29 protein-coding genes and 1 riboswitch are annotated in these 26,735 nt (G+C 69.7%); of the genes, 11 read left to right on the top strand and 18 right to left on the bottom strand.

Annotated elements, in window-relative coordinates; genetic code table 11:
* Positions 1-48: 48 nt before the first annotated feature.
* Positions 49-747 (bottom strand): SDR family oxidoreductase, encoded by a 699-nt coding sequence (locus ACFQ6S_RS27445; protein WP_383415120.1) that lies wholly within the window; start codon positions 745-747, stop codon positions 49-51.
* Positions 748-765: 18 nt separating this feature from the next.
* Positions 766-1,305, bottom strand: a complete 540-nt coding sequence (locus ACFQ6S_RS27440; protein WP_383415118.1) for a TIGR00730 family Rossman fold protein — start codon at positions 1,303-1,305, stop codon at positions 766-768.
* A 51-nt stretch (positions 1,306-1,356) separates the two neighbouring features.
* Here ACFQ6S_RS27440 and ACFQ6S_RS27435 point away from each other — a divergent pair, with 51 nt between their 5' ends.
* Entirely contained in the window at positions 1,357-1,680 is a 324-nt protein-coding gene (locus ACFQ6S_RS27435) for a DUF427 domain-containing protein (protein WP_383415115.1), read from the top strand.
* Between the two features lie 37 nt (positions 1,681-1,717).
* A complete protein-coding gene (locus ACFQ6S_RS27430; RefSeq protein ID WP_383415112.1) occupies positions 1,718-2,497 on the top strand; it encodes an alpha/beta fold hydrolase in 780 nt (259 codons plus the stop codon).
* Positions 2,498-2,543: 46 nt separating this feature from the next.
* Here ACFQ6S_RS27430 and mnmA read toward each other — a convergent pair whose 3' ends face one another.
* On the bottom strand, positions 2,544-3,674 hold the full coding sequence (gene mnmA / locus ACFQ6S_RS27425) for a tRNA 2-thiouridine(34) synthase MnmA (RefSeq protein WP_383415109.1): 1,131 nt from the start codon (positions 3,672-3,674) through the stop codon (positions 2,544-2,546).
* Between the two features lie 60 nt (positions 3,675-3,734).
* On the opposite strand from mnmA, the gene ACFQ6S_RS27420 reads away from it, so the two are divergent.
* The gene (locus ACFQ6S_RS27420) at positions 3,735-4,400 is read left to right on the top strand and encodes an N-acetylmuramoyl-L-alanine amidase (RefSeq protein ID WP_383415106.1); all 666 of its coding nucleotides are present in this window, start codon (positions 3,735-3,737) and stop codon (positions 4,398-4,400) included.
* 3 nt (positions 4,401-4,403) lie between these two features.
* Here ACFQ6S_RS27420 and ACFQ6S_RS27415 read toward each other — a convergent pair whose 3' ends face one another.
* The 3 genes from ACFQ6S_RS27415 to ACFQ6S_RS27405 form a co-directional block, all read right to left on the bottom strand.
* Positions 4,404-5,579 (bottom strand): cysteine desulfurase family protein, encoded by a 1,176-nt coding sequence (locus tag ACFQ6S_RS27415; RefSeq protein ID WP_383415103.1) that lies wholly within the window; start codon positions 5,577-5,579, stop codon positions 4,404-4,406.
* Positions 5,580-5,705: 126 nt separating this feature from the next.
* Entirely contained in the window at positions 5,706-5,978 is a 273-nt protein-coding gene (locus tag ACFQ6S_RS27410; protein ID WP_383415100.1) for a DUF4190 domain-containing protein, read from the bottom strand.
* A 43-nt stretch (positions 5,979-6,021) separates the two neighbouring features.
* Positions 6,022-6,174, bottom strand: coding sequence for a hypothetical protein (locus ACFQ6S_RS27405; RefSeq protein WP_383415097.1), 153 nt, complete (start codon positions 6,172-6,174; stop codon positions 6,022-6,024).
* 146 nt (positions 6,175-6,320) lie between these two features.
* Between ACFQ6S_RS27405 and ACFQ6S_RS27400 the strand changes: the two genes are divergently transcribed.
* Positions 6,321-6,947, top strand: coding sequence for a TetR family transcriptional regulator (locus ACFQ6S_RS27400; RefSeq protein WP_383415094.1), 627 nt, complete (start codon positions 6,321-6,323; stop codon positions 6,945-6,947).
* A 112-nt stretch (positions 6,948-7,059) separates the two neighbouring features.
* On the opposite strand, the gene ACFQ6S_RS27395 is transcribed toward ACFQ6S_RS27400, so the two are convergent.
* Together ACFQ6S_RS27395 and ACFQ6S_RS27390 are read right to left on the bottom strand one after the other, a co-directional pair.
* Positions 7,060-7,485 carry a hypothetical protein gene (locus ACFQ6S_RS27395; protein WP_383415092.1) on the bottom strand — a complete coding sequence of 142 codons (426 nt, stop codon included), beginning with the start codon at positions 7,483-7,485 and terminating at the stop codon, positions 7,060-7,062.
* A gap of 219 nt (positions 7,486-7,704) precedes the next feature.
* Entirely contained in the window at positions 7,705-8,568 is an 864-nt protein-coding gene (locus tag ACFQ6S_RS27390; protein ID WP_383415089.1) for a thioesterase family protein, read from the bottom strand.
* A 141-nt stretch (positions 8,569-8,709) separates the two neighbouring features.
* On the opposite strand from ACFQ6S_RS27390, the gene ACFQ6S_RS27385 reads away from it, so the two are divergent.
* Complete coding sequence (locus ACFQ6S_RS27385; protein ID WP_383415086.1) at positions 8,710-9,948, top strand: alpha/beta hydrolase; 1,239 nt, start codon at positions 8,710-8,712, stop codon at positions 9,946-9,948.
* On the opposite strand, the gene ACFQ6S_RS27380 is transcribed toward ACFQ6S_RS27385, so the two are convergent.
* The 9 genes from ACFQ6S_RS27380 to ACFQ6S_RS27340 form a co-directional block, all read right to left on the bottom strand.
* Positions 9,857-10,513: a trimeric intracellular cation channel family protein gene (locus ACFQ6S_RS27380; RefSeq protein ID WP_383415865.1), complete on the bottom strand. Its 657-nt coding sequence runs from the start codon at positions 10,511-10,513 to the stop codon at positions 9,857-9,859. The two genes, ACFQ6S_RS27385 and ACFQ6S_RS27380, sit on opposite strands and share 92 nt — an antisense overlap.
* A gap of 63 nt (positions 10,514-10,576) precedes the next feature.
* Positions 10,577-11,908: a dipeptide ABC transporter ATP-binding protein gene (locus tag ACFQ6S_RS27375; protein WP_383415083.1), complete on the bottom strand. Its 1,332-nt coding sequence runs from the start codon at positions 11,906-11,908 to the stop codon at positions 10,577-10,579.
* On the bottom strand, positions 11,905-12,987 hold the full coding sequence (locus ACFQ6S_RS27370; RefSeq protein ID WP_383415081.1) for an ABC transporter ATP-binding protein: 1,083 nt from the start codon (positions 12,985-12,987) through the stop codon (positions 11,905-11,907). Before ACFQ6S_RS27370 ends, ACFQ6S_RS27375 begins: the two co-directional genes overlap by 4 nt.
* The gene (locus ACFQ6S_RS27365) at positions 12,984-13,994 is read right to left on the bottom strand and encodes an ABC transporter permease (RefSeq protein WP_383415078.1); all 1,011 of its coding nucleotides are present in this window, start codon (positions 13,992-13,994) and stop codon (positions 12,984-12,986) included. Before ACFQ6S_RS27365 ends, ACFQ6S_RS27370 begins: the two co-directional genes overlap by 4 nt.
* Positions 13,995-14,089: 95 nt before the next feature.
* The gene (locus tag ACFQ6S_RS27360) at positions 14,090-15,826 is read right to left on the bottom strand and encodes an ABC transporter substrate-binding protein (protein WP_383415862.1); all 1,737 of its coding nucleotides are present in this window, start codon (positions 15,824-15,826) and stop codon (positions 14,090-14,092) included.
* 42 nt (positions 15,827-15,868) lie between these two features.
* Positions 15,869-16,867, bottom strand: coding sequence for an ABC transporter permease (locus ACFQ6S_RS27355; RefSeq protein WP_383415076.1), 999 nt, complete (start codon positions 16,865-16,867; stop codon positions 15,869-15,871).
* Between the two features lie 361 nt (positions 16,868-17,228).
* Entirely contained in the window at positions 17,229-18,023 is a 795-nt protein-coding gene (locus tag ACFQ6S_RS27350) for an enhanced serine sensitivity protein SseB C-terminal domain-containing protein (RefSeq protein WP_383415073.1), read from the bottom strand.
* Positions 18,024-18,171: 148 nt separating this feature from the next.
* Entirely contained in the window at positions 18,172-18,960 is a 789-nt protein-coding gene (locus tag ACFQ6S_RS27345; RefSeq protein ID WP_383415071.1) for an enhanced serine sensitivity protein SseB, read from the bottom strand.
* A gap of 597 nt (positions 18,961-19,557) precedes the next feature.
* Positions 19,558-20,232, bottom strand: a complete 675-nt coding sequence (locus ACFQ6S_RS27340) for an AAA family ATPase (RefSeq protein ID WP_383415068.1) — start codon at positions 20,230-20,232, stop codon at positions 19,558-19,560.
* A gap of 170 nt (positions 20,233-20,402) precedes the next feature.
* Positions 20,403-20,501, top strand: a riboswitch (glycine riboswitch).
* A gap of 164 nt (positions 20,502-20,665) precedes the next feature.
* Between ACFQ6S_RS27340 and gcvT the strand changes: the two genes are divergently transcribed.
* From gcvT to ACFQ6S_RS27315, 5 genes are all read left to right on the top strand, one after another.
* Entirely contained in the window at positions 20,666-21,784 is a 1,119-nt protein-coding gene (gene gcvT, locus ACFQ6S_RS27335) for a glycine cleavage system aminomethyltransferase GcvT (protein WP_383415065.1), read from the top strand.
* 121 nt (positions 21,785-21,905) lie between these two features.
* The gene (gene gcvH / locus ACFQ6S_RS27330) at positions 21,906-22,283 is read left to right on the top strand and encodes a glycine cleavage system protein GcvH (protein WP_383415062.1); all 378 of its coding nucleotides are present in this window, start codon (positions 21,906-21,908) and stop codon (positions 22,281-22,283) included.
* Between the two features lie 27 nt (positions 22,284-22,310).
* Positions 22,311-23,585, top strand: coding sequence for a serine hydroxymethyltransferase (glyA, locus tag ACFQ6S_RS27325; protein ID WP_383415059.1), 1,275 nt, complete (start codon positions 22,311-22,313; stop codon positions 23,583-23,585).
* A gap of 93 nt (positions 23,586-23,678) precedes the next feature.
* The gene (locus ACFQ6S_RS27320; RefSeq protein ID WP_383415056.1) at positions 23,679-25,046 is read left to right on the top strand and encodes an L-serine ammonia-lyase; all 1,368 of its coding nucleotides are present in this window, start codon (positions 23,679-23,681) and stop codon (positions 25,044-25,046) included.
* Positions 25,047-25,140: 94 nt separating this feature from the next.
* The gene (locus ACFQ6S_RS27315) at positions 25,141-25,698 is read left to right on the top strand and encodes a GH25 family lysozyme (RefSeq protein ID WP_383415053.1); all 558 of its coding nucleotides are present in this window, start codon (positions 25,141-25,143) and stop codon (positions 25,696-25,698) included.
* Positions 25,699-25,744: 46 nt separating this feature from the next.
* On the opposite strand, the gene ACFQ6S_RS27310 is transcribed toward ACFQ6S_RS27315, so the two are convergent.
* The gene (locus ACFQ6S_RS27310) at positions 25,745-25,963 is read right to left on the bottom strand and encodes an EF-hand domain-containing protein (protein ID WP_383415050.1); all 219 of its coding nucleotides are present in this window, start codon (positions 25,961-25,963) and stop codon (positions 25,745-25,747) included.
* A gap of 123 nt (positions 25,964-26,086) precedes the next feature.
* Between ACFQ6S_RS27310 and ACFQ6S_RS27305 the strand changes: the two genes are divergently transcribed.
* Positions 26,087-26,734, top strand: coding sequence for a GNAT family N-acetyltransferase (locus ACFQ6S_RS27305; protein WP_383415047.1), 648 nt, complete (start codon positions 26,087-26,089; stop codon positions 26,732-26,734).
* Position 26,735: the final 1 nt, after the last annotated feature.

Below are 26,735 nucleotides of genomic sequence, written 5' to 3'. Positions count from 1 at the left end.
GGGAAGCCTATGCAACCCGCGGCACCGGTCTTCACCCCTCCGGCCCGGTCAGCGTCCCGGCCGCACCGTCAGGTCGTTCACCTCGGCGTCCCCCGGCAGGTCCAGAGCCATCAGGATCGTCGTCGCCACCGACTCGGGGTCGATCCACTTCGAGGCGTCGTACTCCTTGCCCTCCTGCTGGTGGACCTTGGCCTGCATGGGGCTCGCCGTGCGCCCGGGGTAGACGGAGGTCACCCGGACTCCGTTGCCGTGTTCCTCGTGGCGGAGGGAGTCCGCCAGGGCCTTGAGGCCGTGCTTGGACGCGGCGTACGCGGACCAGCCCGCGTGGGCGTTGAGGCCGGCGCCGGAGTTCACGAAGATCACGTGCCCGCCGGCGACGCGGAGTTGGGGGAGGAAGTGGCGGGTCAGCTCGGCCGGGGAGATCAGGTTGACGTTGAGCTGGTGGCGCCAGGCCTTCGGGGTCAGGTCGCCCACCGGGCCCAGGTCCACGACTCCGGCGATGTGGAGCAGGGAGTCCACGCGGTCCGGAAGTGACTGGTGGGAGAAGGCCCAGGACAGCTTGTCCGGGTCCGTGAGGTCGCCGACCAATGTCTTCGCGCCGGGGAACTCCGCCGCCAGCTCCTTCGCGCGGCCCGCGTCGCGCGCGTGGAGGACGAGATCGTCCCCGCGCGCATGCAGGCGGCGGGCGACGGCCGCGCCGATGCCGGAACCGGCTCCGGTGATCACATGTGTAGCCATGCCCGCCATGCTCGCATCAGTGGGAAATCACTCCACGCCCTGGCTCTCCTCCAGGTACGCCAGCGCACCCACCGGCTCCTCCGCGAACAGCACCAGGTCGGTCAGCGGGCGGGGCAGGAAGCCCTCGTCCTCCATGCGGCGGAACTGCTCCTTGAGGCCGTCGTAGAAGCCCGCGGTGTTGAGCAGGACCACCGGCTTGTCGGTGTGGCCGTGCTTCTTCAGCTCCAGGATCTCCGTCGCCTCGTCCAGGGTTCCCGTGCCACCGACCATGATCACCACGGCGTCGGCCTTCTCCAGGAGCAGCCTCTTGCGCTCGGCGAGGTCCCTGGCGACGACCATCTCGTCGGCACCCTGGCGGGCCTTCGCCGCCAGGAAGTCCACGGAGACCCCGCACAGCCGCCCTCCGGCCTCCTGCACGCCGTCGGCGACCACCTTCATCAGCCCCACGTCGGAGCCGCCCCACACGAGCGTGTGCCCACCCTTGCCCAGCAGCTTCGCGAACTCGCGCGCGGGGCGCGTGTAACGGTCGTCGAGGTCGGCGGCGGAGAGGAAGACGCAGATTCGCATGCAGCCACCGTACGCGGGAAGAACCTGGCGCCCGTGAGCGCTGGTGCGGATATGGCTGACGGACACACGATCACGATCGAGCAGGGCACGCGGCGCGTGCGGGTGGTTCACGGCGACCAGGTCCTCGCGGAGAGCGACCGGCCTCTCGTCCTGCGGGAGACGGGCTGTCCCGTGCGCTACTACATCCCGCCGGAGGACGTACGGCTGGACCTGCTGAAGCCCTCCGAGACGCACACCTACTGCCCCTTCAAGGGAACCGCCTCCTACTGGTCGCTGCCGGACGCGGCGGATCTCGTATGGGGCTATCCGGACCCGAAGACGGACGTGGCAGAGATCAAGGACCACCTCTGCTTCTACGAAGTCGAAGTGTCATGAGTGATTAGTTTCCTGCCGTACGGCAATCTCCACAGACATGGACAAGAACACCATCTCGGCCGACGGCACCTCCATCGCTTACCAAATCACCGGTGAGGGCCCGGCGGTGATCCTGATCAGTGGGGCGATGTCCACGGGGGGCACGGTGGCGCCGCTGGCCGTGCCCCTGTCGGAGCGCTTCAGGGTCGTCGCGTACGACAGGCGCGGGCGCGGCCAGAGCGGTGACACGGCGCCGTACACGGTTGAGCGCGAGGTCGAGGACCTCGCCGCGCTGATCGAGGCGGTGGGCGGGGAGGCGGCGCTGTACGGCACCTCGTCGGGCGGCGCGCTCGCGCTCGAAGCGGCGGCGAGCGGGCTGCCGGTGCGTCAGGTCGCGGTGTACGAGGTGCCGTTCGCGGTCTACGAGGGCGGCGCGAAGGAGCGCGCGGAGTACACCGAGCGGCTGACGGAGGCGCTCGAGGAGGGCCGGCGCGGGGACGCGGTCGAGCTGTTCCTGCGGCTGGCCGGGATGGCCGAGCAGATGATCCAGGGCGCCCGCCAGTCCCCCATGTGGCGTGGCATGGAGACGATCGCGCCGAGCCTGGCCTACGACAACGCCGTGATGGGCGACGGCCTGGTACCGCGGGATCGGCTGGCCTCGATCACGGCCCCGGTGCTGGCCGTCGCCGGCAGCGCGAGCCCCGCGTGGATGCAGGAGGCGGCACGCGCGGTCGCCGAGACCGTGCCCGGTGGGTCGTACCGGAGCCTTCCGGGGCAGACGCACATGGTCGAGCCGGAGGTGCTGGGGCCGGTGCTGGTGGAGTTCTTCGGGGCGTGAACGGCCCCAAGCCCCCCGGGCGCCCGGCCCCCGGTCTGCGCGCCTGTCAGACGGCCGTCGGCGTCGCCCGTACCGTCGACGCGATCGTCGCCGAGCCCACCACGCGTGTGTCCTCGTACAGCACGATCGCCTGGCCGGGGGCGACACCGCGGACCGGCTCGGTGAAGGTGACCTCCAGGGAGCCGTCGATCAGTTCGGCGGTGACCTCGGTCTCGCCGCCGTGGGCGCGGAGCTGGGCGGTGTAGGTGCCGGGGCCGGTCGGGGCGGCGCCGCACCAGCGGGGCTTGACGGCGCTGAGGGCGCTGACGTCCAGGGACGCCGCCGGGCCGACGGTCACGGTGTTGTCGACCGGGGAGATGTCCAGGACGTAGCGCGGCTTGCCGTCGGCGGCGGGCGTGCCGATGCGCAGGCCCTTGCGCTGGCCGATGGTGAAGCCGTACGCCCCCTCGTGTGTGCCGAGCTTGGCACCCGACTCGTCGACGATGTCGCCCTCCGCCTTGCCGAGGCGGTTCGCGAGGAAGCCCTGGGTGTCGCCGTCGGCGATGAAGCAGATGTCGTGCGAGTCGGGCTTCTTCGCCACCGCGAGGCCTCGGCGCTCGGCCTCCGCGCGGATCTCGTCCTTGGTCGTGACCGTGTCGCCGAGCGGGAACATCGCGTGGGCGAGCTGCTTGTCGTCGAGGACGCCGAGGACGTACGACTGGTCCTTGGCCATGTCGGAGGCACGGTGCAGCTCGCGCGTGCCGTCCTCGTGCAGTACGACCTGCGCGTAGTGGCCGGTGCAGACCGCGTCGAAGCCGAGGGCCAGCGCCTTGTCCAGCAGGGCCGCGAACTTGATCTTCTCGTTGCAGCGCAGGCACGGGTTCGGGGTGCGGCCGGCCTCGTACTCGGCGACGAAGTCCTCGACCACGTCCTCGCGGAAGCGGTCGGCGAGGTCCCAGACGTAGAACGGGATGCCGATCACGTCCGCGGCACGTCGGGCGTCGCGTGAATCCTCGATGGTGCAACAGCCCCGCGCGCCCGTGCGGAAGGATTGCGGGTTCGCGGAGAGCGCGAGGTGGACGCCGGTGACGTCGTGGCCCGCTTCGGCCGCGCGGGCGGCGGCGACGGCGGAGTCGACCCCGCCGGACATGGCGGCGAGGACGCGGAGGGGGCGGGAGGGCTGCGCGGTGTCAGTCATAACCCCTCCAGGGTAAGGGGGCGCGGGAACCAGGGCCCCCGAGTATCCGTTGACGATCACATGGGACAGCGGAAGGCTCCGAAGGACGGCGACCGGAAGGTCGGGCGTCGTGCGTTGCTCATCGGCGGGACGGCGGCCGCGGTGGGCTCGGCCGTGCTGGCCCGCGACGAGCTGGCACGCCTGTGGTGGCGGGTGCCGGGCGTGGAGAAGCCGCGCAAGGAGGGCGAGGTCGACTTCGCCGGGGCGCGGTGGGTGGCGGCGTCGGACGCCAACTGGCGGCGGGCGGACCGCCCCGACGACTACGGCATAGACATGGTGGTCATCCATGTCACCCAGGGCAGCTTCGACAGCGCGGTGAAGGTGTTCCAGGACCCGGAGCACGGTGCGGCCGCGCACTACATCGTCCGCAAGGACGGCCACATCACACAGATGATCCGCGAGCTGGACGTGGCGTACCACGCGGGCAACCGCGACTACAACGAACGCAGCGTCGGCATCGAGCACGAGGGCTTCGTGGACCGCCCCCAGGACCTCACGGACAAGATGTACGAGGCCTCGGCCCGCCTCACGGCCCGCATATGCGCGCGCTACGACATTCCCGTCGACCGCGAGCACATCATCGGGCACGTGGAGGTGCCGGGGACCGATCACACGGATCCCGGGAAGCACTGGGACTGGGACCGGTACATGAAACTCGTGCGGGCGGCACGTACGGCGCCCGCGTAGCGCTCATGTGAGGCCGGCCGCCCGCGCGCGTTCCACCGCCGGCCCGATCGCCTTGGCGACCGCCTCGACGTCGGCCTCCGTGGAGGTGTGGCCGAGGGAGAAGCGGAGGGTGCCTCGGGCCAGGTCGGGGTCGGTGCCGGTGGCCAGGAGGACGTGGCTGGGCTGGGCGACGCCCGCGGTGCAGGCGGAGCCGGTGGAGCACTCGATGCCCTGGGCGTCGAGGAGCAGGAGCAGGGAGTCGCCCTCGCAGCCGGGGAACGTGAAGTGGGCGTTCGCCGGGAGTCGGCCCCCGCGTGCCGGGTCGCCGCCGAGGATCGCGTCCGGGACCGCCGTACGGACCGCGTCGACCAGCGCGTCGCGCAGGGCGCCGATCTCCCGGGCGAACCACTCCTGCTGTTCCGCGGCGAGGCGGCCGGCGACCGCGAAGGAGGCGATGGCGGGGACGTCGAGGGTGCCGGAGCGGACGTGGCGCTCCTGGCCGCCGCCGTGCAGGACGGGGACGGGGGTCTGGTCGCGGCCGAGGATCAGGGCGCCGATGCCGTACGGGCCGCCGATCTTGTGGCCGGACACCGTCATCGCGGCGAGGCCGGAGGAGCCGAAGTCGACGGGGACCTGGCCGAAGGCCTGGACGGCGTCGGCGTGCAGGGGGACGTCGAACTCCTTTGCCGCCTCGGCCAGTTCGCGGATCGGCAGAACCGTGCCGATCTCGTTGTTGGCCCACATCACGGTGGCCAGGGCGACATCGTGCGGACTGCGGGCGATGGCTTCGCGCAGGGCGTCCGGGTGGACCCGGCCGTGGGAGTCGACGGGGAGGTATTCGACGTCGGCGCCCTCGTGTTCGGCGAGCCAGTGGACGGCGTCCAGGACGGCGTGGTGTTCGACGGGGCTGGCCAGGATGCGGGTGCGCGCCCTCGCCGGGTCGGCGTCGCGGCGGGACCAGTACAGGCCCTTGACCGCGAGGTTGTCGGCCTCGGTGCCGCCGGAGGTGAAGACGACCTCGCTGGGGCGGGCGCCGAGCGCTTCCGCGAGGGTTTCGCGGGCCTCCTCGACGGTTCGCCTCGCTCGGCGGCCGGAGGCGTGGAGGGAGGACGCGTTGCCGGTGACGCTCAGCTGGGCGGTCAGCGCCTCTGCCGCCTCCGGGAGCATGGGAGTCGTCGCGGCGTGGTCGAGGTAAGCCATGGTGGCCACGATTCTAAAGGGCGCCGGTAAGCGGTCTCGCTACGTATCGAGGTCGGCCCGGCTGCGGCCGGGTCGTGCGCCCTTGCCGCGTACCCCCCTGAGGGCGGTGGCCGTGCTCGGCCGCCGCTAGAAGCTCCAGGACAGCGTGCTGTCCACCTGCATGAATGCCAGCAGGACCAGCAGGTCGGCGACCCCCAGTCCTATGCCCAGGTAGGCCCGTCCCTTGCGCCGGGTGCCCCGCCAGAGGGACGCCGCGGCCAGCACGATGGCGGTCGGGCCGAGGAAGATGTTGAAGACCAGGAGGCCGAGGAGGCCGAGGATGAAGGACGCCACGGCCATGCCGTCTGCGTCGCGGGTGCGGGTTGCGGGGCGGCCTGCGGCCGGTGCGGTGAGTTGCATGGGTGTCAGCTCCTGAGAGGTCGGTTCGGGCCGGTCGGTGATGTCAGTTGCGGCGGGCGTGACGCTCGCGGGCGGCGAAGACGCCCAGCCAGACGGCGATCACGGCGGCGGTGACGGCGGTGAAGGCGAGCGGGGCGTGGGCGACGGTGCCCAGCAGAACGCCCAGCAGCAGGAGCGCGGCGACGAGGAACAACATGGGTCGGATCCCCCTTCGAGATCTCTCGCGTGGATCTCTCTCGTTACGGTTCGGTGAACAGTTGTAGTAACACTTGTTCACTGACCCCCAAGTCTAGCGCGCCCTACGGCTTTTCAATTCCAGAGAACAGTTGTTAACTGCATGGCATGAGTCACACCCTCGGCATTCGGCAGGCCCAGAAACAGAAGACCCGGCAGTCGCTCCTGGACGCTGCGTTGGGACTGCTGGAGGAGCAGAGCCTGAGCAGTCTGGGCCTGCGCGAGGTCACACGCGCCGTCGGCGTCGCCCCGACGGCCTTCTACCGGCACTTCCGCTCCACCGCCGACCTCGGCGTCGCCCTCGTCGAGGAGGCGCTCGGCAGTCTGCACCCGATGATCCGCACGATCGTCTCCTCGGCCGGCGACAGCGACCGACGCATCGAAAGCGCCGTCGAGTTGATAGCCCGTCACGTCGAGACCCACCCGGCCCACGTCCGCTTCATCGCCCGTGAACGGCACGGCGGAGTGCAGTCGGTCCGGGAGGCGATCCAGGACCAACTGGCCCGATTCGCCCAGGAAGTGAAGGTCGCGCTCGCCAAGGACCCTGTCTCCGAGGGCTGGAACGACGACGACCTCCTCATGCTCGCCAACCTCTACGTCGACCAGATGCTGATGACGGCCTCGCTGTTCCTGGACGTCCTGGAGGCAACGGAGGAGGAGCGGCGCCGCGTCGTTCAGGTCGCGACCCGCCAGATGCGGCTGATAAGCATCGGCCGCACGCACTGGCTGGACTGAGCACGGGCGCCGTCCGGCCCACGGGCCCGGCGACACGACAAGGGCGGCACCCCCGGCCATCGGGAGTGCCGCCCCTGTCGTACGGCATGGAGGGCGTCGTACGGAGTCCGCGTCAGCTCTTGGTCGCCGACGCCGCCGCGCTGGGCGCCCCGCTCGGCACACCGCCAGAGGCCGCCCCGCCCTGGCCGCCGCCCGGACCGCCGCAGCCGCCGCCCTGGCCTCCGCCGGGACCACCCTGCCCACCGCCCTGGCCCGCTGCGGGAGCGCCACTGGGAGCACCGCTGGGAGCACCGCTGGGAGCACCGGACGCCCCCGCCGAAGGCGCCCCCGACGGAGCCCCGCTCGGCATACCCGAAGGCGCCTCGCTGGGCGCACCACTCGGCGCCCCGCTGGGCGCCCCCTGCCGGCACGAGGACGACTGCTGACCGGAGTTGCCGCTGTTCGAGGTCGACGACGAGTCGCCGGACCCGCAGGCCGCCAGGGCCAGGGGCGAGAGCGCCAGCAGGGCCACGGCGGGGAGGAGACGCGCACGCTTCATGAGAGACAGCTCCATGGAAGATGAGGAAAGTCCTTGAAGCGGGACTCAACCAACGCCGCTTAGGGCTTCCTTGAGGGCGTGCTGTCGACGGCCTGTGCGCCGGGCAAAGCACACCTCAAGACGCCTCGATGACCTGCGCCTTTCCTCGGCTCCGCGCGCTAATCGCTGGTACAGGGCCGTGACAGAAGCCGTCGCCTCCCGCCACGGCCGGAGCGCGTCTCAGCCGAGCCGCACCCGTGCCAGCTGCCTCGACTGGGCGACCAGACGGTCCTCGCTGTCCCAGACCTCCGCGTCCTCCTCCAGGAAGCCGCCCGCGAGGTTGCGGGTGGTGATCGACACCCGCAGCGGGCCCGGAGCCGGCCGGGAGCGCACATGCACCGTCAGCTCGACCGTCGGGACCCAGCCCGAGATTCCGATCTCGAACGCGGTCGGGGGCAGCGCGTCGACCGCCAGCAGCAGGGAGAAGGGGTCGGCGTCGCGGCCGTCGGCCAGGCCGAACCACGCGCGCATCTCGCCCTTCCCGGACGGCCGGCCCAGTGCCCAGCCCAGGGTCGACGGGTCGAGCTTGAGCATCAGACGGTCGGCGATGGCCGAGCTGCCGGAGACGGGCGCCGGGCCGTCCTCGGGGCCGAAGCAGTGCTCCATGGGCGCGAATTCGGGCACCTTGGCCGTCGTACGGACATCGTCCGGGAGGGAGTCCAGGTCGCCGTAGGAGGCCAGGACGCGGATCCGCTCGACCTCGCGGCCCTGCTCGTCGTACTGGAAGAGCGAGGCCTGGCCGGTCGACAGCGTCCGGCCGGTGCGCACCACGTCCGTGCGGACGACCGCCGGGCCCGGCTGGGACGCCGTCAGGTAGTGCGCGGAGATCGTGAACGGGTCGCCGTGCGGCAGGGCGTCCGCGAGGGCGCGGCCCAGGACGGCCAGCAGGTATCCGCCGTTGACGGCGCTGATGATGGTCCAGCCGGCGGAGAGGTCGATGTCGTAGACGCCGGGCTCGCGTCGGGTGACCGCGGTGTCGCGGTCGAACTCGCTGTCGCCGATCGTGGCCCGCGGGGCCGTCGGGGCAGAGGCTGCTTCTGGCATGGATGAACGGTACAACAGCAAACTACTAAGCGGTAGCTTTTCGCTTTGAGGGCCACCAACCCCGGCGAGATGTGGGCAACTTTTCGGTAAGTGTCCCTGCTCGCCCGAAACCCGAGGACCGGTCTCCCCCTCTATCAGGACATGAGTCTCACCGGGACGCCGTTCCTCTACACGCTCGTCGCGCTCTGCCTCGTCGCCGTCGTGCTGCCGCTCGGCCTGTGGTCGCGGGTGCGCGGACCGAAGGTGGTGCGGGCCGTCGCCCGGGTGCTGATGGTGCTGTTCGCGCAGGGCACCGCGGTCGCCCTGGTCTTCACGATGGTCAACAACTCCAACCAGCTGTACGACAACTGGGGCGATCTGCTCGGCACCAGCGACCATGTGCACGAGGCCGCCGACCTCGGCGCGAGCGGGACCGGCGGGATCGCCCTGGAGAAGCTGCCCAAGGTCCGCCAGACCTTCCAGCGGGCCAAGGGTCCGGGCATGCGCGCGGAGGGCGGGGTGCTCGTCACACAGCTCAAGGGCCGGGTGTCCGGGGTGCACGCCGAGGTCAACGTGTGGCTGCCGCCGCAGTACCACGAGCCCGCGTACCGCAACCACAGGTTCCCGGTCGTCGAGGTGCTGCCGGGCTATCCGGGCTCTTCGAAGGCCTGGTACGGCACCATGGACGCGCCCCAGCAGCTGGCCCCGCTGATGCGCAGCGGTCAGGTCGAGCCGTTCATCATCGTCTCGCCCCGCACCACGCTGCTGCCGGGCAAGGACACCGGCTGCGCGAACATCCCGGGCAAGGTCAACGCCGACAGCTGGCTCAGCATCGACGTGCCGAAGATGGTCAGGGACAACTTCCGGGCCCAGGCGGCGCCGGACGGCTGGGCGGTGGCCGGGTACTCGGCGGGCGCGCACTGCGCGGCGAAGCTGGCGGTCGCGCACCCCGACCGGTACCGGGCCGCGGTCAGCATGTCCGGCTACAACGACCCCGTAGCCGTGCCCCAGTCGCTCGCCGGCAAGTCCCCGGCCCTGCGGGCGGCGAACAACCCGTACGCGCTCCTCAAGGGCTCCCGTGTCCCGCCGCGCGTCGCGCTCTACATGTCCGGTCAGCCGAACGACGGGTACGAGGCGGCCATGGCACTCAGGCGGATCGCGAAGGCTCCCACGACCGTGAACGTGGTGTTCGTCCCGAGCGAGGCCGGCGGCCACACCATGGCGCTGTGGAAGCCGCAGGTCGTCCCGGCGTTCCGCTGGCTGAGCGAGGTCATGGGGAACGAGCACCGGGCCCGCACGGCGCCGGGAACTACTCCTCTCGCACCGTCGACCGCCGGTTCCAGGCACGCGGAGCTCGCCAGTGGTACTTCATCGCCAGCAGTCGGAGCACGAAGGCCGTGACGGCCGCGAGGGTGCTGGTGAGCGAGTTCAGGGCGTCGTAGTGGATGCACAGGACGGTCATCGTGGCGCCGACGATCGCCGGGACCGCGTACAGGTCGCGGTCCCAGCGCAGCAGTGACGGCACCTCGTTGGCGAGGACGTCGCGCAGCACACCGCCGCCGACCGCGGTCGCGAGGCCCAGGGCGACGGATGCGGTGAGGTTGAGGCCGTAGTCGTACGCCTTCGTCGTCCCGGCGACGCAGAACAGGCCGAGGCCCGCCGCGTCGAAGACGTTCACGCCGGTCTGGATGCGCTCCACGTGCGGGTGGAGGAAGAAGACGAGGACCGCGGCGAGCAGCGGGGTAAGGAAGTAGCCCAGGTCCGTGAAGGCGGCCGGGGGCACCGCGCCGATGACGACGTCCCGGAACAGCCCGCCGCCCAGGGCGGTGACCTCGGCGAGCACGGCGATGCCGAAGACGTCGAAGTTCTTGCGGACGGCCAGCAGGGCGCCGGAGATCGCGAAGACGAAGATGCCGATCAGGTCGAGCGTGTGCTGGACGGACGGGCTGAACAATTGCTGGAGCACCCGTACATTCTTGCGCAGCACAAAGCCCCCGCCTTGCAAAGGAAGGCGGGGGCCTGGGCTGGGTTACTTGTCGTCGGCCGAGTTTTCGCCGGACGTTTCTTCGGACGTCGCCTCCGCGGCGGCCTCTTCGGCCGGCGCCTCTTCGGAGGACGTGGCCTCGGGGGCCTCGTCGGAGGTCGCGGCCTCAGGGGCATCGGCTGAGGTCGCGGCCTCGGAAGGCTCCTCCGAAGCCGCAGCCTCGGACGTGACAGCCTCAGCGGCCACGGCCTCGGACACCCCCACAGGCACCAGCTCCGCCGCCTCCTTGGCCACGGTCAGCAGCACCGTGTCCTGCGGCTGCTGGTCCTCGAAGTTCTCCGGGTGGTGGCACGCCACCCGCTGGCCCGGCTTCAGCTCCGCCAGCGGCGGCTCCGTCGTCCGGCAGATCTCCGTGGCCTTCCAGCACCGGGTGTGGAAGCGGCAGCCGCTCGGCGGGGCGATCGGCGAGGGCACGTCACCGCGGAGCAGGATGCGCTCGCTCTTGACGCCCCGGCGCTTCGGGTCCGGGATGGGCACCGCCGACATCAGGGCCTTGGTGTACGGGTGCATCGGCGCCGTGTAGAGCGACTCGCGGTCGGCGAGCTCGACGATCTTGCCGAGGTACATCACGGCGATACGGTCCGAGACATGCCGTACGACCGACAGGTCATGGGCGATGATCACGTAGGTGAGGCCGAGCTCCTCCTGGAGGTCGTCCAGCAGGTTCACGACCTGCGCCTGGATCGACACATCGAGGGCGGAGACGGGCTCGTCGGCCACGACCAGCTTGGGGTTCAGCGCGAGGGCGCGGGCGATGCCGATGCGCTGGCGCTGGCCGCCGGAGAACTCGTGCGGGTAGCGGTTGTAGTGCTCGGGGTTGAGACCGACCACCGACAGCAGCCGCTGGACCTCCTTCTTGATGCCGCCCTCGGGCGCGACGCCCTGGAGCTTGAAGGGGGCGCCGACGATCGTGCCGATGGTGTGCCGGGGGTTCAGCGACGAGTACGGGTCCTGGAAGATCATCTGCACGTCACGGCGCATCGGGCGCATCTGCCCGACGCCGAGGTGCGTGATGTCCCGCCCCTCGAACTCGACCGAGCCACCGGTCGGTTCGAGCAGCCGGGTGATCAGCCGGCCCATCGTCGACTTGCCGCAGCCCGACTCGCCGACGACGCCCAGCGTCTCGCCCTTGCGCACCTCGAAGTCGATGCCGTCGACCGCGCGCACCGCGCCGGTCTGCCGCTGGAGCAGGCCCTTGCGGATCGGGAAGTGCTTCTGAAGGCCCTTCACCCTCAGCAGGACCTCGCCGTCGGCGGCGCCGTCTTTCGTGAGGGTGTCCGTCTGCGCGGGGATCTTCACCGCTTTTTCGTCGCTCACAGCTTCGGCGCAATCTCTTCGGTCCAGATACGCTCCCGCTGCTCCTGGCCCATGTGGCAGGCGGCCCAGTGCCGCTCGCCGACCTCGGCCAGCTCGGGGCGGACCGTGCGGGTGACGTTGTCCTTCGGGATGTCGGCGTACGGGCAGCGCGGGTTGAAGGCACAGCCGGACGGGACGTTGATCAGGGAGGGCGGGGAGCCCTTGATCGGGATGAGGCGGTCGGTCTCCTCGCGGTCCAGCCGCGGCATCGAGCCGAGCAGGCCCCAGGTGTAGGGGTGGCGGGGCTCGGAGAAGACATCCTCGGCGGATCCGCGCTCCACGCACCGGCCGCCGTACATGACCAGCAGGTCGTCGGCCATCTCGGCGACGACGCCCAGGTCGTGCGTGATCATGATGACCGCGGAGCCGAACTCCTTCTGAAGGTCCCGGATCAGATCGAGGATCTGCGCCTGCACGGTGACGTCCAGGGCGGTGGTCGGCTCGTCGGCTATGAGCAGCTCGGGGTTGTTCACCAGCGCCATGGCGATCATGGCGCGTTGGCGCATACCGCCGGAGAACTCGTGCGGATAGCCGTCGACGCGCTGGTGGGGCTCGGGGATGCCCACCCGGTCCAGCATCTCGACGGCCCGCTTGCGGGCCTCCTTCTTGCTGACCTTGTGGTGGACCCGGTACGCCTCGATGATCTGCTGCCCGACCGAGTAGTACGGGTGCATCGCGGACAGCGGGTCCTGGAAGATCATCGCCATCTTGCGGCCGCGCAGCCGGCGTACGTCGTCGGGGTCGGCGGCGATCAACTCCTGGCCGTCCAGCCAGACTTCGCCGGAGACCTTGGCGTTGGCCGAGCGGTGCAGGCCCATCAGGCCGAGCGAGGTGACGGACTTGCCGGAGCCGGACTCGCCGACGATGCCCAGGGTCTTGCCCCGCTGCACGTCGAAGCTGACGCCGTCCACCGACTTGACCAGACCGTCGTCCGTGTTGAAGTGGACGCGCAGATCGCGTACGGACAGGAACGCGTCGTCCGTGTCGGACGGGGCGGCGACGGCGGGTTCGCCGAGGGCCGCTTTCTCGAGCTTGCTCACGAGTACCTCACCCGGGGGTCGATGGCGGCGTACACCAGGTCGACGACGAGATTGCAGAAGACGATGAAGAACGCGGCGACGAGCGTCACGCCCATGACGATGGGCAGGTCGTTGTCCTTGATGGACTGGACCGCGTAGGCACCGATGCCCTGCAAGGAGAAGACGGTCTCGGTGAGCACGGCGGAGCCGACGAGAGTGCCGAAGTCCATGCCGAAGATGGTGACGATCGGGGTCAGCGCGGCCCGCAGGCCGTGCTTGGCGACGACCGAGGTCTCCTTGAGACCCTTGGCCCTGGCCGTTCTGATGTAGTCCTCGCCCATCGTCTCCAGCATGCCCGCCCGGGTGAGTCGGGCGTAGAGCGCGGAGAAGAGGAAGGCGAGGCTGACCCAGGGCAGGATCAGATGCCAGGCCCAGTCCGCGGGGTTCTCGGTGAAGGGGACGTACTCGATGGTGTCCCAGATGGGGATCTCGTACACGAACAGGGCGTTCAGCACCTGGCCGGTGAAGAAGATCGGGAGGGAGACGCCGGCGAGCGCGATGAACATCGCGATGCGGTCGATGGGCTTGCCCTTGCGCAGCGCCGAGATCACGCCGGTCGTCACACCGAAGATCAGCCAGATCACAGCGGCGCCGACGGCGAGCGAGAAGGAGACCGGGATCCGTTCCGTCAGCTGGGGCCATACCTCGACGTGACTCTTGAAGGAGTAGCCGAAGCAGGGGGCGTCACAGTGGGTGGCGTCGGGACCGAACTTGTAGTCGGCGCCCACCACGAGGCCCTTGATGTAGTCCCAGTACTGGACGGCGATGGGCTGGTCCAGCCCGAGGTTCCGCTTGATGGCGGCGACGGACTCGGGGTTGGCGTCCTTGCCGACATACTGCGTGGCCAGCTGGTCGGCGGTCTGGCCACCGAGGCGTGGCACCAGGAAGAAGATCGCGAAAGTGACTGCGCTGACCACCAGCAGCAACAGTATCGCGCCGAAGACGCGTCGGATGATGTACGCAGCCACAGCTGTACGGCTCCGGTCGGCCGGGGCGGGTTGTGCCCGCCCCGGCCATCCAGTGCCTTCACCTGCCTTTCAGGGGGATCCGGCCTTGCTGGTCACTACTTGGTGGAACTCATCAGCAGGTAGTCGTACATGCCGAGGTAGGCCTGCGTGACCGTGACGTTGGCCGCGGACTCCGGCCGGTACAGCAGGTTCTTGCGGTAGATCAGCGGAACGACCGAGGCGTTGTCCATGACCATCTTGTCGATGTCGCCCCAGGCCTTGGTGCGGGCCGCGTCGTCGGTGTTGGCGATCGCGTCCGTCAGGGCCTTGTTGATCTTCGGGTCGTCCAGCTCCATCAGGTTGTTGCCACCGGAGGGCTTGATGGCCGCGCCGTTGACGATCTGGTCGAGGAAGCCGAAGCCGGTCGGCCAGTCAGCACCCCACGCCATCGAGAGCATGCCGAGCTTGTTGTCGTGGACGTAGCTCGGGACACCGGCGAAGTTGGAGAAGTACTTGCCGGAGGGGAACTGCTTGATCTCGACGTTGATGCCGACCTTCTTCAGCGAGGCCTGGACGGCCGTGGCCGACGCAACCTCGGCGGGACGGTCGGAACGCGCGGTCAGGATCGTGTCGAAGCCGTTCGGCTTGCCGCACGCCTTCAGGGCTTCCTTGGCCTTGGCCACGTTGCCCTTGTTGCCGTCCGTCGCGTAGGTGTCGAACTTGGTGTAGCCGTTCACCGACGGGGGCAGCAGCGTGCTCGCCACGTCACCCTTCGGCGAACCACCGATGGCGTCCTGGACCGACTTCTTGTCGACGGCCCACTGCACGGCCTTGCGGCAGTCGGCGTTGTCGAACGGCTTCACGTTGACGTTCAGCGCGATGTACTGCGTCGCACCGGCGTACGAAGCGTCCGTCGAGGCCGCGTTCTTGCCGACCAGGACCTTCGGCTGGGTCGCCGGCTGGACACCGGTGCCCGCCGCGTCGGCCGTGATCTTGTTGGAGAGCAGGTCGTTGTCGACCGTCACCGGGTTGACCTTGAACTTGATCGAGATCTTGTCCGGCAGCGCCTTGCGGACCGGGTCCGTCTTGGCGTCCCAGTTCTTGTTGCGGACGAGGGTGGCGCTACGGCCCTCCTCGTAGGACTCGAACTGGTACGGGCCGGAGGACACGATGTTCTGCACGTACTTCGCGCCGGTGTCCTTGGCCTGCGGCACCGGAGCCGTCTGCGAGAACGTCGCCAGGTAGTCGAAGTCCGCGAACGGCGCCTTCAGCTTGAAGACGATCGTGCTGTCGTCCGGCGTCTCGATGGACTTCAGACCGTCGGCGGACTTGTCCTTGTACGGGCCCTTGTACTTGTCGCCGCCGTCCAGGTACGCCTTGAAGTAGGTCGGACCGTTGGACAGCGCCTCGGGCGCGAAGTTGGAGCGCTCGATGGCGTACTTCACGTCCTTGGACGTGATCGGCGTACCGTCCTGGAACTTCACGCCCTTGCGAAGCTTGTACGTCCAGGTCTTGGCGTCCGCGCTGGGGGTGCCGAGGGATTCCGCCAGGTCGGGGACGACCTCGAGGCCTTCCTTGCCGGCTGCCGGCTTGAACGTGGTGAGGGCACGCGCGTAGAGACGGGAGAAGTTCTGCACCCAGCCGTAGTACGTGTTGCCCGGGTCAAGGGAGTCCGGCACGTCCGAGTGCTCGTACGTGACCGTGCCTCCCTTCTTGTCCGACGCGTTCACGATGGAGGTCAGCGCGGCATCCTTCTTGCCGTTGCCTCCGCCGTTGCTGTCGTTGTCATCTCCGCCACCACACGCTGCAGCACCCAGCGAGAGCGCCAGGACCGACGCGATGGCGGCGGTCACCCTTCTCGTCTTCACCTGAGGAAAGCCCCCTCTATCGATTGATCACTTGCTGCGAGGGTCAAGGGCGTCACGCAGCCCGTCACCCAGCAGGTTGAACGCCAGGACGGTGACGAAGATCGCCAGTCCGGGCACGAACATGTACTGCGGATCCGCTGTGTAGAGATCCACAGCGTTGCTGAGCATGCCGCCCCAGGAGGCCTGCGGCGGAGCGATGCCGACTCCGAGGAAGCTCAGCGCGGCCTCGAAGAGGATGTTCGTCGGGATGATCAGCGTCGAGTAGACGAGGATCGGCGCGACGAGATTGGGGAGCAACTCGCGGAACAGGACGTACGGTCCCCGCGCGCCCAGGCTGGTGGCGGCCTCGATGAACTCCCGCTTGCGCAGGCTCATGGTCTGCGCGCGCACGATACGGCCGATGTACGGCCAGCTGAAGAAGCCGATCACGAAGATCAGCACACAGATGCGCAGCGGAAGGCCGTCGAGTCCGAAGAAACCGTCCTGCACAGAGGCGGAGATCGAGATCGCGAACAGCAGCAGCGGGAACGCCAGGAAGGTGTCCATCAGCTTGCTGATGACGCTGTCGATCCAGCCGCCGTAGTAGCCGGCGATCACACCGAGCACCGTGCCGATGCACACGGACAGCATCGTGGCGCCGCCCGCGACCAGCAGCGACACCCAGGAGCCGTCGATGATGCGGGCGAGCATGTCGCGGCCGTACTGGGGGTCGACGCCCAGCGGGTGGTCCCAACTCATCCCGCCCCAGCCGCCCTTGGGGGCGAGCAGGGCCGGGTCGATCAGGTCCTGGTTGAACTGGTTGGGGTCGAGGTCGAACACCCACAGGATCGGCTTGGAGAGCACTGCCATGAGCACGAGGCAGATGACGACGATGCCACCGGCCATCGCGACCTTGTCGCGCTTGAAGCGCATCCAGGCGATCTGGGTGAGCGAACGCCCCTCGATCTGGCTCTTCTTGACTCCGGCGAGCACGGCCTCGGGCTGCGCTTCGGCCTCCGCTCCCGTTGTCTCGATCGGTGCGGTCACGGTGAGATTGACCCCTCTCGGCCGACGGTTGCCGACCCCCTTGCTGCCGCTGTAGCGGTTGCTTTATCTCGTACACAGGACCGACCGGCCCGTGTCTTGCGGGGAGTCTTCAACGCATTGGCGATCTGTTGCCAGAGCTGGCGGGGAAAGGATGCGCAACCGTGATGCTGTCTGGGGGGTTCCGTTATCCGAACAGCGGGTAACGATCGGCGGACGGGTGCCAGTTGGGGCGTATGAGGGCGGACCGGGACCTTCCGATCGCATCTACGCGCGGAGATACGCCTATGAAACCGCAGTCAGCGGACGCATGCACCTACGAAGTCGGGATGCCGACTGAACGGTAGGTTAGCGCGTCAAATGATCAGTAACGGCCCTGTGCCGGAGGGTAACCGTAGCCACCCGCGGGGGCCTGCGCGGGAGCGGCGTGTGCCTCGCGGTCGTAGAACGGACGGGCCTCCGCCCGCATCCACATCGCGACCGGATCGTCGTCGTCGGACATCGCCACGGTCGAGACGGGCAGCCCGTCCGGGACCGCGCCGATCGACTGGAGCATCATCGAGCGGACCGAGTCCACCGCGGGCGGGCTGGTGTCGTACACGTCGAGCCCGATGGCGAGATACGGCGCGCCGAGCGCCGGCTGCACCCAGGCGCGGCGCAGGGAGCGGACGGCAGGGGTGCGGTGGGCGTTCTGCGCGAGCAGGGCGTAGAACTGCGGGATCTCGATGCCGGGCTCCGACAGGCGCAGCGGTCCGGCGGGCTGGCGGTCCAGGCCGGTGGCGATGCGGCGCAGGTCGAGCCAGGGGATGCCGACGCCGCCGCCCGGGGCGTGCGGGTTCAGCCAGAGGCCGTAGTGGTCCGGGTAGAGGGCGCGGGCCGCGTCCGCTCCGTCGACCACTTCGTAGCTGCGGTTCCAGCCGCTGGCCGACAGCTCCTGGGCGGAGGTGACGCAGGGGGCGTAGCCGTAGCCGTCGACCTCCATGTTTCCGTACTGGGCGTCCGGGGAGCCGGCCTGGCCGTGCCACAGCAGCATCCAGATCTGGCCGCCGTTCGGGGTCGCGAGCGCGCGCAGGAGTGCCTCGTAGGCGTCGTAGCGCCCGGGGGTCACCTGGCGCAGCATGTGCTCGACCTGACCGGTCGAGGTTGTGCCAGCGCTCACTTTCTACCGCCCCTCCGTACAACACCTTGCCCGCACTGTGCCCCTAGCTTAAGCCCGGCCAGGAGCTCGGAACTTGCTGCCACAGCGCGGCCGCGGGTCGTTCGTGGTTGCTCGCGCAGTTCCCCGCGCCCCTGTCGGGGCGCTTCGCCTAGCCTCGCTGGTAGAAGGGCCGTACCTTCGCCCGCATCCACTCGATCACCGGGTCCTGGGCCACGTCGAGCAGCACCAGGTTGACCGGCCACGCCACCGGTGCGCGGCTCAGGGCGCGGGCGAGGGCGTCCATGGGTGCGGCGCGCAAGTCGCCCTCCCAGTGGGAGAGTTCCACGCCGATGAACATCACCGGGTCGGCCGTCTCGACGGCCGCCAGACAGCGACGGGCCGTCGTGACCACGCCGGTCTCGGCGAACGTGGCCGACGCCGCCGCGAGGAAGTCGATCGGGTCGTCCTGCCAGTTGGGCTCGTAGAGCTTGACGCGGCCGCCGGAGGTGAGGCCGTCCAGCGAGGTGCGACCCACCCGGCAGAGCTCGGCGACCGCGGCCGGGGGCAGCGGGACGCCGACCACGCCGTCCGGGTTCAGGGCGATGCCCAGGTGCGGGGGCAGACCGCGGGCGAACTCCACGGCCGGGGCGATCGTGTACGACATGTGGGCGCCGACGACCTGGCGGAACTGCTCCTCGGAGCTGAAGACCGGGACGTATCCCTGGCCCTCGATCTCCACCGTGGGCAGGTCAAGCGGGCCGCTGTGCGGGCCGCCGCCGCTGGGCAGGGGCACCCAGACGAAGCTGCGGCCGAGCACCTCGAGGATCCTCCCGCCCGCCGAGGGCAGGCCGAGGGAGGCCGAGAGCACCTCCTCCAACTCGTTGCCGGGCCAACCGCCGTGCGGATGGGGGTGTGCCGATGCCGGGAAGTCCGCGGGGAGATCCGCTGCGAAGTCCATCTGTGTGACCGCCTGCTGTGAACCACGTCTGAGACCCAAAAGGCTAGCCGGTGTCCGACCGACGCAGCCCTACGGGCGGTCATCCACCGAATACGACCGGTCAGCCCACCACTCCGTCCACCACCCGGACGCCTTCGTCTACCGCCGCTCGGCCCCGCTTACGGCACTCACCTCGTGATCCCAACCCGCCGCGCCCCGACCCGGCCCAGCCGCCGGCCCGCGATGGCACAGAAAGGCCTACCGCAAGCCACCTCGCCGCGTCGGCGACAGCCTTCCGAGGCCGTGCGAGGCGGCAGCCCCGACCGACGGCCGCTCGCCCCGGCCGGGGCCTCTCACGCCGTGAACCCGATCCGCCACATCCTGGCCGGGCGCAGCGGACAGGCAGCCAGACCGGGGCAGCCCGACCGCCAACGACCGCCCGCTCCCGCTCACAGCCACCCCGCGACCCGGTCCGCAGCGCCCCGACCCGGCACACCAGCCGGCCCGCGATGGCGCAGAAAGGCCTACCGCGAGACACCTCGCCGCGTCGGCGACAGTCCTCCGAGGCAGTGCGGGGCGGCAGCGCCGACCGAGAGCCGCCCGCCCGCCCGGGGCCACTCAGCCCGCGAACCCGATCCGCCGGAGCACATCCGCCGCGTCCCGGTCCAGCAGTACCGCCGAGCCGCATCCCGGTGGCAGGTCGCCCTTGGCCACCGAGCGCAGCAGGCGGGAGGCGGCCGTGCGGTGGCGTAGGAAGGCGTAGCGCGAGACGCCTCGGCCTCGCTCTCGCTGGCCCTCCAGCGCGGTACCGGGGGTCACGTCGAGGAGCAGCAGGTGGAGGGTGCCGCCGCGGCGGCGGGCCTCGCGGGCCAGCCAGGCGCGCACCCAGGTCTGCGTCCCGCAGTCGTGCACGACGACGCCCTCGCCGGTACGCAGGACGCGGCGCAGTCCGGCGTAGTGGGCGAGGCGGACCAGGGGGCGGTAGAAGGCGTAGGGGAGGAAGCCCGGCATCCGGGCGTCCCAGCGGTCCCGGGTGTCCTGGGAGTCGATACGGGTGCCCTTCACCGTCCGCCGCATCAGCGTGGACTTGCCGCTGCCGGGCAGACCGGTGATGACGACGAGGTCCTTGGGACCGAAGAGCAGCGCGTGCGGGCTGTGGCCCGAGCGCTCGCGCAGATCACGGACCACGGGCGCGGGGCACATGGCGCGGGCCTCGGCGGCCGGGGCGGCGGGCTGCTTGGGCAGCGCAAGGCCCGAGGTCGTCGCATACGCCGTGGTGCGGTTCACCGTCATCGTCCTCCTCCGGGGTCAGGATTCCCCATCCCCACTGAGCGTAAAGAGAAGGTAATAGAGGATCTCTTCCTTTTTCGTTCGCTTCCTGCCACAAGCCGGTTACAGACATGGCCTGCCCCCGACCGGGCCCGGCATGCAATGATGTGCGCGCCAACTGCATACCGGCCGTTTGAATCCGCGCGGGAGAGTCCCCAGCAGTGCATCGCTGGGGCGCCGAAGGAGCAAGTCCCTCCCTTGAATCTCTCAGGCCCCGTTACCGCGCGGGCGAGGCACATCTGAAAAGCGAGCCGCCCCACTCTTCGAGAACGGGCGTGGCTCCACCCAAGGTGCAACCCGTGATCGTCCCCGTGGCGGTCGTGGCGAACCTCTCAGGTTCCGATGACAGATGGGGAGGAACGACCTCGCCCGTCATGCCTTGGGAGACATCCGTCCGATGAGCAGCACTGAACCCCGCCGTACCGCGCTCGATGCCCTGCATCGCTCGCTCGGCGCGACGATGACCGACTTCGCCGGCTGGGACATGCCCCTGCGCTACGCCTCCGAGCGCGACGAGCACAACGCCGTACGCACCAGGGCCGGCCTGTTCGACCTCTCCCACATGGGCGAGATCACCGTCACCGGCCCGCAGGCCGCCGACCTGCTGAACCACGCCCTCGTCGGCAACATCGCCTCGATCGGCGTCGGCCGCGCCCGCTACACCATGATCTGCCAGGCCGACGGCGGCATCCTCGACGACCTGATCGTCTACCGGCTCGCCGAGACCGAGTACATGATCGTCGCCAACGCCTCCAACGCCCAGGTCGTGCTGGACGCGGTCACCGAGCGTGCCGCCGGCTTCGACGCCGAGGTGCGGGACGACCGGGACGGGTACGCGCTGCTCGCCGTACAGGGCCCCGAGTCCCCGGGCATCCTGAAGTCGCTGACCGACGCCGACCTCGACGGCCTGAAGTACTACGCCGGCCTGCCCGGCACCGTCGCCGGCGTCCCCGCGCTCATCGCCCGCACGGGCTACACCGGCGAGGACGGCTTCGAGCTGTTCGTGAAGCCGGAGCACGCCGTCGAGCTGTGGCAGGCGCTGACCAAGGCGGGCGAGAGCGCCGGCCTGGTCCCCTGCGGACTGTCCTGCCGCGACACCCTGCGCCTGGAGGCGGGGATGCCGCTGTACGGCCATGAGCTGACGACCTCCCTCACCCCCTTCGACGCCGGGCTCGGCCGGGTGGTGAAGTTCGAGAAGGAGGGCGACTTCGTCGGGCGCGAGGCGCTGACCGAGGCCGCCGCCCGCGCCTCGGCGAACCCCCCGCGCGTCCTGGTCGGCCTGGTCGCCGAGGGGCGTCGCGTCCCGCGTGCCGGGTACCCGGTCGTCGCCGGCGGCGAGGTCATCGGCGAGGTCACCTCCGGCGCGCCCTCCCCCACCCTGGGCAAGCCCATCGCCATGGCGTACGTCGACGCCGCGCACTCGGCGCCGGGCACGGCCGGAGTCGGCGTGGACATCCGCGGCAGCCATGAGCCGTACGAGGTCGTCGCGCTGCCGTTCTACAAGCGGCAGAAGTAACGCCAGAAGTAGAGACTGACAGCGGCGAGCGCGTGACTCTGCGCACATTTCCGCTGCTCAGACACGTTTCCCTCAGTCCCCCATTCACCACCACTCCCGCGCGTACAGGAGAATTCAGGCCATGAGCAACCCCCAGCAGCTGCGCTACAGCAAGGAGCACGAGTGGCTGTCGGCCGCCGAGGACGGCGTCTCGACGGTCGGCATCACGGAGTTCGCGGCCAACGCGCTCGGCGATGTCGTCTACGCCCAGCTCCCCGAGGTCGGCTCGACGGTGACCGCGGGTGACACCTGCGGCGAGCTGGAGTCGACCAAGTCCGTGTCGGACCTGTACTCCCCGGTCACCGGTGAGATCACCGAGATCAACGAGGACGTGGTGAACGACCCGGCGCTGGTGAACTCCGCGCCCTTCGAGGGCGGCTGGCTGTTCAAGGTACGGATCACGGAGGAGCCGGCCGACCTGCTCTCCGCCGACGAGTACGTCACCCACACCGCCGGCTGAGGAGTCGTATCCCTTATGTCTGCCCCCATGTCTGACAAGTCCCTTCTGAACGCACCCCTGCACGAGCTGGACCCGGCGATCGCCGCCGCGCTCGACGCCGAGCTGGAGCGTCAGCAGTCCACCCTGGAGATGATCGCCTCCGAGAACTTCGCGCCGGTCGCGGTGATGGAGGCACAGGGCTCGGTCGCCACCAACAAGTACGCCGAGGGCTATCCCGGCCGCCGCTACTACGGCGGCTGCGAGCACGTCGACGTCGCCGAGCAGATCGCCATCGACCGGGTCAAGGAGCTGTTCGGCGCCGAGTACGCCAACGTGCAGCCGCACTCGGGCGCCTCGGCCAACCAGGCCGCGCTGTTCGCGCTGGCCCAGCCCGGCGACACCATCCTCGGCCTGGACCTGGCGCACGGCGGCCACCTCACGCACGGGATGCGGCTGAACTTCTCCGGCAAGCAGTTCAAGGTCGTCCCGTACCACGTGGACACCGAGACCGGCCTGGTCGACATGGCCGAGGTCGAGAAGCTCGCCAAGGAGCACAAGCCCAAGGTGATCATCGCCGGCTGGTCGGCCTACCCGCGCCGGCTGGACTTCGCCGAGTTCCGCCGGATCGCCGACGAGGTCGAGGCGTACCTGTGGGTCGACATGGCCCACTTCGCCGGTCTGGTCGCGGCGGGCCTGCACCCGAACCCGGTCGAGTACGCGGACGTGGTCACCTCCACGACGCACAAGACGCTGGGCGGCCCGCGCGGCGGCATCATCCTGGCCAAGAAGGACTTCGCGAAGAAGCTGAACTCGTCCGTCTTCCCGGGCTTCCAGGGCGGCCCCCTGGAGCATGTGATCGCGGCCAAGGCGGTGTCCTTCAAGGTCGCCGCCAGCGAGGAGTTCAAGGAGCGCCAGCGCCGCACGGTCGACGGCGCCCGCATTCTCGCGGAGCGGCTCACGGCCGCCGACGCCCGCGAGGCCGGCGTGAACGTGCTGTCCGGCGGCACGGATGTGCACCTGATCCTCGTCGACCTGCGTGAGTCCGAGCTGGACGGCCAGCAGGCCGAGGACCGCCTCCACGAGGTCGGCATCACGGTCAACCGCAACGCCGTCCCGAACGACCCGCGCCCGCCGATGGTGACGTCGGGCCTGCGCATCGGCACGCCCGCCCTGGCCACCCGAGGCTTCACGGCCGAGGACTTCGCCGAGGTCGCGGACGTCATCGCCGAGACGCTCAAGCCGTCCTACGACGCGGGCGCGCTCAAGGCCCGGGTCAAGGCGCTCGCCGACAAGCACCCGCTGTACCCCGGTCTGAACAAGTAGTTCCTTTTTGTGGGGTGTCCCGCACACTGGTCAGTGAGCGGGCGGGGCACCCCGCGGAAACCCTCCGCACCACCCCGTATTGAGGAGTTCCCCGTGGCCATCTCGGTCTTCGACCTGTTCTCGATCGGCATCGGCCCGTCCAGCTCCCACACGGTCGGCCCGATGCGCGCGGCACGCATGTTCGCCCACCGCCTGCGCAACGAGGGCGTGGTCCCCTCGGTGGCGTCCATACGCACCGAGCTGTACGGCTCGCTCGGCGCGACCGGCCACGGCCACGGCACCCCGAAGGCCGTACTGCTCGGTCTCGAGGGCGCCTCGCCGCGCACGGTGGACGTGGAGGGGGCGGACGAACGGGTCGAGAAGATCAAGTCGGAGGGCCGCCTGAGGCTCCTCGACGAGCAAGAGATCCCCTTCGACTTCGACAAGGACCTCGTGCTGCACCGCCGCAAGGCCCTGCCGTACCACGCGAACGGCATGACCCTCTGGGCCTACGACGCCTCCGGCACCGAGCTTCTGTCCAAGACGTACTACTCGGTCGGCGGCGGCTTCGTCGTCGACGAGGACGCGGTCGGCGCGGACCGCATCAAACTCGACGACACCGTCCTGAAGTACCCCTTCCGCACGGGCGACGAACTGCTGCGCCTGACGCAGGAGACGGGCCTGTCGATCTCCTCGCTGATGCTGGAGAACGAGCGCGCCTGGCGCTCGGAGGAGGAGATCCGCGAGGGCCTGCTGGAGATCTGGCGGGTGATGCGGGAGTGCGTGGCACGCGGCATGGCACGCGAGGGCATCCTGCCGGGCGGTCTGAAGGTCCGCCGCAGGGCCGCGAACACCGCCCGCAAGCTGCGCTCCGAGGGCGACCCGAAGGCGCTCGCCATGGAGTGGATCACGCTCTACGCGATGGCCGTGAACGAGGAGAACGCCGCCGGCGGCCGCGTCGTGACGGCCCCGACGAACGGCGCGGCGGGCATCATCCCCGCGGTCCTGCACTACTACATCAACTTCGTGCCCGGCGCGGACGAGGACGGGGTGGTCCGCTTCCTGCTGGCCGCGGGCGCGATCGGCATGCTCTTCAAGGAGAACGCGTCCATCTCCGGCGCCGAGGTCGGCTGCCAGGGCGAGGTCGGCTCGGCCTGCTCGATGGCGGCGGGTGCCCTCGCCGAGGTCCTCGGCGGCAGCCCGGAACAGGTGGAGAACGCCGCCGAGATCGGCATGGAGCACAACCTCGGCCTCACCTGCGACCCCGTCGGCGGTCTGGTCCAGATCCCCTGCATCGAGCGCAACGGCATGGCCGCGGTCAAGGCGGTCACCGCGGCCCGCATGGCGATGCGCGGCGACGGCTCCCACAAGGTGTCCCTGGACAAGGTCATCAAGACCATGAAGGACACCGGCGCCGACATGTCGGTCAAGTACAAGGAGACGGCGCGGGGAGGGCTGGCGGTCAACATCATCGAATGTTGACAATTCCACGTCAGGTACGCGTCAGCCGTGCCACGGTGGGGCATACACCCAGTCCAACTCCTCTCCCCCCACCGGCACTTCCGGGAGTCCCCCCATGATCCGCGGCATCGATGTCAGCGCGTACCAGTCCTCCTCCTACGCCACCGACGGCCTCTCCTTCGTCTTCATCAAAGCCACGGAGGGCCGCTCCTACATCAATCCCAAACTCACCGCCCAGACAAAACGCGCCCGCGACGCCGGCCTGGTCGTCGGCTTCTACCACTTCCTCTGGCCCGGCAACCTCTCCGCCCAGGCCGACTACTTCGTCGGCAAGGCCCCCGAGAAGGCGGGCGACATCCTCGCCGTCGACTGGGAGACGACGAGCGAGGGAACACACGCGAGCAACGCGGAGAAGGACCTGTTCATCCGGAAGCTGAAGGAGAAGCGACCGAACAATCCGGTCATTCTCTATGCAAACCGGCACTATTGGCTCAATGTCGACACGACGTCATACGCCGGTGACGGCCTCTGGATCGCCGACTACGTGACCGCGGGCAAGCCCCGCATCCAGGCCAAGTGGCGCTTCCACCAGTACACGGACGACCCGCTGGACAAGAACGTGGCGAACTTCGCCAGCAAGGCCGCACTGCGGGAGTGGGCCGAGAACGCATGACGAAGGGGCGCCCTTCCTCTCAGGGAGGGCGCCCCTTCGTGGGGCGTCACTTGCTCAGGTGGGCCCAGAACTCGTCGAACGACAGGAGCTTGTCGCCGTTGAGGTCGCGGCTCTTGATGATCGCCTCGGCGACGGACTCGGTGACGTTCCAGTCGCCGCCCTGGGCCAGAGCGGACTTGAACTCGGCGGCGGTGATGGTGCCGTCACCGTCCGCATCGATGCGCTCGAACTGCTTGCGTGCTTCCTCGATGTCGATCTGCGCCACCGATCCGCCCCTTTTCGTCGTACCTTGATGTCTTGCTGACGGAAGTCAGATTAACCGGCCACGTGCGCCTCCAGTGCGGCGACCACCGGTCAGTCAGTGGGTGGAGACTCAAGGAGCGCGACGATGACGGCCGTGGCGGAGCGGAGCCTGCGGGACATTCTGGACGCGGTCGCGCGGGGTGCCTTCCCGCCCGCGGACGGCCGTACGACCGTCGTGCCCCAGCCCTCGCCCCGGAACGCGGGCGTCCTCGCTTTCACCGCGCACTCCGTCGTGTTCACCGACGAGGATCCGGCGTGGGTGTACGACACCCTGCACGGCGTGGACTGCGACGCGCTGGCCGCGCCGATGAACCCGAGCTTCCTCGCGGCCCTCATGGAGCGGACGGGGCGCAAGGCCGAGACGATCGACGCGGTCCTGGTCGGTGCCCCGCTGCCCGGCGAACCGCCGCTCGCGCTGCGGGAGATCGAGGACGCGGGCCACCCCCGGATCGGCTACGCCCGCGGCCGGCGCGACGAGGTGCGCGCGTGGGCCGCGGAGGGCGGGGTTCTGGTGATGGGGCGCGGGGTCGCGGGACGGCTGGAGGTGTCGGTCGAGGTGGACGAGGCGGTACGGCACCGGGGGCTGGGGCGGCTGCTGGTGACCGCGGCCCGGCAACTCGTCACCGAGCCGCTGTGGGCGCAGGTGGCACTGGGGAACGCCCGCAGCATGCGGGCGTTCCTGGAGGCCGGGTACCGGCCGGTGGGCTCTGAGGCGTTGCTGCACGCCCGGTAGG

The organism is Streptomyces sp. NPDC056479 (genome assembly GCF_042795335.1).
Classification (GTDB): domain Bacteria; phylum Actinomycetota; class Actinomycetes; order Streptomycetales; family Streptomycetaceae; genus Streptomyces.
The sequence above is the reverse complement of the archived record's forward strand: the minus strand, read 5'-3'. Positions and strand labels throughout refer to the sequence as shown.

What these genes read in the sequence shown, in the direction of transcription:
- ACFQ6S_RS27445 (WP_383415120.1), bottom strand. Translation starts at nt 747, where the DNA reads ATGGCGGGCATGGCTACACATGTGATCACCGGAGCCGGTTCCGGCATC.
- ACFQ6S_RS27440 (WP_383415118.1), bottom strand. Translation starts at nt 1,305, where the DNA reads ATGCGAATCTGCGTCTTCCTCTCCGCCGCCGACCTCGACGACCGTTAC.
- ACFQ6S_RS27435 (WP_383415115.1), top strand. Translation starts at nt 1,357, where the DNA reads ATGGCTGACGGACACACGATCACGATCGAGCAGGGCACGCGGCGCGTG.
- ACFQ6S_RS27430 (WP_383415112.1), top strand. Translation starts at nt 1,718, where the DNA reads ATGGACAAGAACACCATCTCGGCCGACGGCACCTCCATCGCTTACCAA.
- mnmA (WP_383415109.1), bottom strand. Translation starts at nt 3,674, where the DNA reads ATGACTGACACCGCGCAGCCCTCCCGCCCCCTCCGCGTCCTCGCCGCC.
- ACFQ6S_RS27420 (WP_383415106.1), top strand. Translation starts at nt 3,735, where the DNA reads ATGGGACAGCGGAAGGCTCCGAAGGACGGCGACCGGAAGGTCGGGCGT.
- ACFQ6S_RS27415 (WP_383415103.1), bottom strand. Translation starts at nt 5,579, where the DNA reads ATGGCTTACCTCGACCACGCCGCGACGACTCCCATGCTCCCGGAGGCG.
- ACFQ6S_RS27410 (WP_383415100.1), bottom strand. Translation starts at nt 5,978, where the DNA reads ATGCAACTCACCGCACCGGCCGCAGGCCGCCCCGCAACCCGCACCCGC.
- ACFQ6S_RS27405 (WP_383415097.1), bottom strand. Translation starts at nt 6,174, where the DNA reads ATGTTGTTCCTCGTCGCCGCGCTCCTGCTGCTGGGCGTTCTGCTGGGC.
- ACFQ6S_RS27400 (WP_383415094.1), top strand. Translation starts at nt 6,321, where the DNA reads ATGAGTCACACCCTCGGCATTCGGCAGGCCCAGAAACAGAAGACCCGG.
- ACFQ6S_RS27395 (WP_383415092.1), bottom strand. Translation starts at nt 7,485, where the DNA reads ATGAAGCGTGCGCGTCTCCTCCCCGCCGTGGCCCTGCTGGCGCTCTCG.
- ACFQ6S_RS27390 (WP_383415089.1), bottom strand. Translation starts at nt 8,568, where the DNA reads ATGCCAGAAGCAGCCTCTGCCCCGACGGCCCCGCGGGCCACGATCGGC.
- ACFQ6S_RS27385 (WP_383415086.1), top strand. Translation starts at nt 8,710, where the DNA reads ATGAGTCTCACCGGGACGCCGTTCCTCTACACGCTCGTCGCGCTCTGC.
- ACFQ6S_RS27345 (WP_383415071.1), bottom strand. Translation starts at nt 18,960, where the DNA reads ATGGACTTCGCAGCGGATCTCCCCGCGGACTTCCCGGCATCGGCACAC.
- ACFQ6S_RS27340 (WP_383415068.1), bottom strand. Translation starts at nt 20,232, where the DNA reads ATGACGGTGAACCGCACCACGGCGTATGCGACGACCTCGGGCCTTGCG.
- gcvT (WP_383415065.1), top strand. Translation starts at nt 20,666, where the DNA reads ATGAGCAGCACTGAACCCCGCCGTACCGCGCTCGATGCCCTGCATCGC.
- gcvH (WP_383415062.1), top strand. Translation starts at nt 21,906, where the DNA reads ATGAGCAACCCCCAGCAGCTGCGCTACAGCAAGGAGCACGAGTGGCTG.
- glyA (WP_383415059.1), top strand. Translation starts at nt 22,311, where the DNA reads ATGTCTGACAAGTCCCTTCTGAACGCACCCCTGCACGAGCTGGACCCG.
- ACFQ6S_RS27315 (WP_383415053.1), top strand. Translation starts at nt 25,141, where the DNA reads ATGATCCGCGGCATCGATGTCAGCGCGTACCAGTCCTCCTCCTACGCC.
- ACFQ6S_RS27305 (WP_383415047.1), top strand. Translation starts at nt 26,087, where the DNA reads ATGACGGCCGTGGCGGAGCGGAGCCTGCGGGACATTCTGGACGCGGTC.